Annotated in this window: 4 protein-coding genes; 3 read left to right on the top strand and 1 reads right to left on the bottom strand. The window is 31.6% G+C overall.

Annotated elements, in window-relative coordinates:
- Both ACKVOD_RS13030 and corA read left to right on the top strand, forming a co-directional pair.
- Nucleotides 1–179 (top strand): bacteriorhodopsin (locus ACKVOD_RS13030; RefSeq protein ID WP_409209901.1); only part of this gene is annotated, 179 nt, incomplete at its 5' end.
- A 150-nt stretch (nucleotides 180–329) separates the two neighbouring features.
- On the top strand, nucleotides 330–1,400 hold the full coding sequence (corA, locus tag ACKVOD_RS13025; protein WP_409209900.1) for a magnesium/cobalt transporter CorA: 1,071 nt from the start codon (nucleotides 330–332) through the stop codon (nucleotides 1,398–1,400).
- Here corA and ACKVOD_RS13020 read toward each other — a convergent pair.
- The gene (locus ACKVOD_RS13020; protein ID WP_409209899.1) at nucleotides 1,397–3,169 is read right to left on the bottom strand and encodes an AMP-dependent synthetase/ligase; all 1,773 of its coding nucleotides are present in this window, start codon (nucleotides 3,167–3,169) and stop codon (nucleotides 1,397–1,399) included. The genes corA and ACKVOD_RS13020 overlap by 4 nt on opposite strands.
- A 155-nt stretch (nucleotides 3,170–3,324) precedes the next feature.
- On the opposite strand from ACKVOD_RS13020, the gene ACKVOD_RS13015 reads away from it, so the two are divergent.
- A complete protein-coding gene (locus tag ACKVOD_RS13015) occupies nucleotides 3,325–5,256 on the top strand; it encodes an LTA synthase family protein (protein ID WP_409209898.1) in 1,932 nt (643 codons plus the stop codon).
- Nucleotides 5,257–5,430 lie beyond the last annotated feature (174 nt).

The raw sequence follows: 5,430 nt of genomic DNA, 5'->3' as shown, positions 1-5,430 counted from the left end.
TTGTACTAGTAGGATGGTCAATTTATCCATTAGGATATATGATGGGTACAACTGGTTGGTACAACGGAATTATTCCAGAAGGTAATATTGATGTTGTTTATAATATTGCAGACGCAATTAACAAAATTGGATTTGGTTTGGTAATTTACAGTTTGGCTGTAAACTCTCAAAAAGATTAGCGTTAGTTTTTTTATTTATTATTTAAAACCGAGTCAGCATTGGCTCGGTTTTTTTGTGGAAAATATTTTATGAAATAAATTAGTATCACTGACAAATATCAGTTTTGGGTTTAAAATATTTTCGTAATATTACTTTGTAAAAAATCATCAATGAGAAAAATAAAATACAAAAAAGGTAGAAAGTCTTTACCCTATAACCTAGAGTATACAGGAATTCACAAACGTACCAATTCTGAAATGCAACTTTATGTTTATGACGACCAAAACTTGTCTGTGTATTCCGAGTTAGTGGTTTCGGATATAGAAAAATATATCGATATACATCAAACAAATTGGCTCAATATTCATGGGCTCAATGATCTTGAATTGATACAAAATATTGGAAACTATTTTGAGATTGACAATTTTATGTTGGCCGATATTTTGAATACCACCCGAAGAACTAAAATTGAAGAGCAGCACGATATTTTATTTTTTAACATTAAATCGTTGTTGCCCGCTGAAGATTCAGAAACTATTTGTGCAGAGCAAATAAGTTTTTTGATTAAAGAAGGGGTTTTGATTTCTTTTCAAGAAAAGCGAAGTGACTTTTTTATTCATATCAGGGATCGTATTAGTTCACATAGCGGTATAGTTAGAACAAAAAGAGCTGATTATTTACTTTATACTCTGTTGGATGCTGTAATGGAAAATTTTTACTTTACTCTAGAAAATGAAGAGGATAAAATAGAAGAATTAATTAATCTTACCAAAAAAAGTACGGACGCTATCATTCTGGAAAAAATCGAAAAACATCGAGATAATTTAAATTTTTTGAAACGATCTATTATCCCTTTACGGGAATCTTTGTATAGTATTAAAAGTATCAAAGACGATACCGTATTCAATGCAATTGAGTCGGATAATTTTACTTTTTTTTCGAGATTATACCAAAAAAGTTTAGAGCTTTTAGAACAAATAGAATCTGATATGGTCTCATTAGAAAGTGCTTCTAATTATTATTTTTCGGCTCAAAGCCATAAGATGAATGAGATTATGAAAACCTTGACTATTGTATCGGCTATTTTCATTCCGCTCACATTTATTGTTGGTGTTTATGGAATGAATTTTAAATACATGCCCGAATTGGAATATCAAAACGGATATCATATTGTTGTCGGGATTATGTTTTTGTTGGGCTTGGTTATGCTGTATTATTTTAAAAGGCGACGTTGGTTTTAACAGTAAATTTTTTGAAATAAATCAGCATATTTTTCCATAACCACTTTGCGTTTTAGTTTCATGGTAGGAGTCAAATGCCCCCCGATAATTGACCATACATCAGGGGTTAATTCAAAACGTTTTATTTGTTCCCAGTTGCCAAACTTTTTATTTAAGATTTCTATTTCATCTTGAATTCTTTCTTTCACTTTTAGGTTAGATACAATCTCTTCATTGGTCTTATCAACAGGTATTCCGTGAATTTTCTGCCATTCTTTGACGTATTCAAAATTGAGTTGTATAAAAGCAGCTGGCATTTTTTGTCCTTCACCAATCACCATGATATTTTCGATAAAACGGGATTGTTTCATCGCGTTTTCTAAAAGTTGAGGCGAAATGTATTTTCCTCCAGAGGTTTTGAACATTTCTTTTTTACGATCCGTAATCTTTAGAAAACCTTCGCTATCAATAATACCGATATCACCGGTATGAAAATAGCCGTTTACAATAGCTGTATTTGTTAATTCAGGTTCTTTATAATAACCCATCATAACGTTTGGTCCTTTGCAAAGAATTTCACCATCTTCGGCTATTTTAATTATCACATTGTCAATAATTCTTCCAGCGGTACCAATTTTAAAACCTTTATTCCTTAAATCATTCACTGAGATTACAGGCGAAGTTTCAGTTAGTCCATAACCTTCCATAATATATATTTCGGCTGCAGCAAATATTCTAGCTAATCTTGGTTGTAATGCCGCGCTTCCATTTACAATTAAATCTAATCGACCTCCAAGACCCGCTTTCCATTTACTGAAAATTAGTTTTCGAGCAATTTTGAGTTGTAACTCATACCAAAAACCATTGGCACCATATGGTTCATATTGTTCGCCAATAGCAACTGCCCAAAAAAACAATTTTTTCTTGATGCCTGTCAACTCACTACCTTTTGAAATAATTTTATCATACACTTTTTCGATTAATCGCGGCACACCAGTCATAACGGTAGGTTGAACTTCTTTGATATTGTCACTTATTTTTTCGATAGATTCGCCAAAATAAATAGAACATCCATAAAATTGATAGATATACGTTACCATTCGTTCATAGATATGGCATATTGGCAAAAAACTTAAGGCAACGCTTTTGCCTTCTTCAAACGGAATACGATTAGCACTATCCAATACATTCGAAACAATATTTTTATGCGAAAGCATTACTCCTTTCGGAATGCCTGTGGTTCCAGAGGTATAAATTATTGTAGCTAAATCTTCAGGTAAAACTTTGTTCTTTCGTTCTTCAACTTCTACTTGATTACTGTTGTCTTTTCCTAATGCTAATAATTCGTTCCAATTTTTGCAGTCATAGATTTCATTAAACGAAAAAACTTCTTTCAGCGTAGTCAGTTTATTTTTAATTGATTTTACTTTTTCATATACTTCTTCATCAGATACAAAACAATATAATGCCTCGGAGTGGTTCAAAATATATAAATAATCTTCTGAAGAAATAGTAGGGTATATGGGCACGTTTTGAGCACCAGTTTGTAATATACCAATATCCATGATATGCCATTCGGTTCTATTATTAGACGAAATGATGGCTATTTTGTCATTTTTTTGAATTCCTAATCGTAGTAATGCTCTTGAAATAGTATTCGCATTATTAATATATTCTTCGGTAGAAGTTTTAATCCAAACTCCATTTTGCTTGGTGACCAATGCATCAGCAATTTTAAACTTTTTGAGTTGGTGCTGAGGGAAATCGAATAATCTTGTTATCTCGGTCATTTTACTATGGGTTATAATAGGTATGCAAATTATGAAATAAATAAATAGTTACCAATTTTATAATTTGAATTAAATAATTTTACTTTAGTTTTTTATTGGCAATTCTAACAGAATTAATTGTAATATATTTACAGTTCTTTTTTAATATTAAATACATGTTGCATCATCTTCGATTAAACGAATATAAAGTTCTGTTTTATAGGATTTTATTAGCCTATTTTTTTTATTTCATTGCCCGGATTTTATTTTATATTTATAACATTGATTTACTAAAAATTGATTCAATATCCGAATTAATGTCACTTTGTTATTACGGAATTGCGTTTGATACTACGGCAATTTTATACATTAATCTTCTTTTTATTGTATTTTCCATTTTGCCTTTTTTTAAAAACACCCATTCAGGGTATCAAAAATTCTTATTTTATCTCTACTTCGTAATGAATTTGTTAGCTTATTTAACGAATTATATTGATTTTATTTATTATAAGTACACCCTTGCTCGTTCTACAATCGTGGCTCTCGATGTTGTTAAACACGAAACAAATAAAATGGTTTTGTTTGCAAGTTTTATACTGGATTATTGGCATGTAGCTTTACTGTTTATTCTCTCATCAGCACTTTGGGTATTTTTATATAAAAGAATTGAGGTAAAGGTTCATAAACCTTCGAAGAATGTTCACTACTTTGGGTTTTCCACGATAGGATTTTTAGGAATTTTAATTCTAGTTATTGGCGGAATTCGAGGTGGCGATTTTAAAAAATCAACCCGACCTATTAATCTTTTAGATGCGAGTAGACATGTGAAAAACGTTGTTCACTCTGATATTGTACTTAATACACCATTCGCTATTATTAGGACTCTTTTTTCTAATGGTTTTAAAAAAACGAATTTTAAAGGAGTAACTGAAAAACTGATTGCAGTGAAAATACAACCCATAAAACAATACAATAACAATCCTGTTACTAAACCTAATGTGGTCGTTATAATTATTGAAAGTTATGGTCGAGAATATGTGGGTGCATTTAATAAAAAGGCTAATATCCCCAATTACAAAACGCACTCCCCATTTTTGGATTCTTTGTCACAACACAGTATGATTTTTACTAATGCTTACGCCAATGGAAGACAATCCATTCACGGTATGTCGTCCATTCTTGCTGGCATACCTGCATTTAAAGATGCTTTTACTTCTTCACCTTATCCAAAGCAAAAAATAGAATCCTTGGTTTCTACTCTAGAAAGCGAAGGCTATAACACTTCATTTTTTCATGGTGCTGCCAATGGTTCGATGGGTTTTCTAGGTTTTGGAAATATATTAGGTATCGACAAATACTATGGTAGAACCGAGTTTAATGACGATTCAGAGTTTGATGGTTTTTGGGGAATTTGGGACGAACCCTTTCTGCAGTTTATGAAAAACACTTTAGACAAGCAGAAAACCCCTTTTTTCTCCACTGTCTTTACCGTTTCTTCTCATGAACCTTATATTATTCCCGAAAAGTATAAAAACAGGTTTCACGAGGGAGAAATACCCATGCATAAGTGTGCGGAATATACTGATTATGCTTTGAAACGATTTTTTGATGAAGCTAAAAAGCAGCCTTGGTTCAATAATACTATTTTTGTTTTGGTGGCTGATCATGGAAATCTTATTTATTATGATGAATACAGTAAACCCATCAATCGTTTTGCAGTTCCTATTATTATCTATAAACCCAACAGTAAATATGTGGGTGTCGATGATGATTTGGCGCAACAAATAGATATTTATCCTACGATTTTGGATATGATTGGCTACAAAAAGCCGTTTCGAAGTTGGGGTAGGAGTTTGTTCGATAAAAAATCAAGTATGCCATTTGTAGTTAATTCTACAGGTACAAGTCATAATTTTTTGAAAGGCAATTACATTTGTACTTTTGATGGCACTAATGCAACGGGTTTTTATGCGAAAAACGACAAAGGATTGACAAAAAATTTGATACATAAAAGAACTCCAGAAATGAATGAATTAGAATTGTGCTGCAAAGCCTTTATTCAGGATTATATGGAACGAGTGATTGATCAAAAATTATATGCCAAATAATTAAATTATGACAAAAAATAAAAAAATAATAGTTTTTTCAGTACTTGCCGCTGTTTTGATACTAGTAGGGAAGTACGTGTATGATATGAATATCAATCATAATTTCGAAACGATAACCGAAGGAAAAGTCTATAAATCAGGAGTGATTCCGCCTGACGAATTAGAAAGTTATAT

It is taken from the genome of Flavobacterium sp., from assembly GCF_046155325.1.
In the GTDB taxonomy this organism is placed as follows: Bacteria; Bacteroidota; Bacteroidia; order Flavobacteriales; family Flavobacteriaceae; genus Flavobacterium.
The sequence above is the reverse complement of the archived record's forward strand: the minus strand, read 5'-3'. Positions and strand labels throughout refer to the sequence as shown.

Bases quoted from the DNA above. Each gene is read 5' to 3' on its own strand.
- corA (WP_409209900.1), top strand. From the start codon at position 330: ATGAGAAAAATAAAATACAAAAAAGGTAGAAAGTCTTTACCCTATAAC.
- ACKVOD_RS13020 (WP_409209899.1), bottom strand. From the start codon at position 3,169: ATGACCGAGATAACAAGATTATTCGATTTCCCTCAGCACCAACTCAAA.
- ACKVOD_RS13015 (WP_409209898.1), top strand. From the start codon at position 3,325: ATGTTGCATCATCTTCGATTAAACGAATATAAAGTTCTGTTTTATAGG.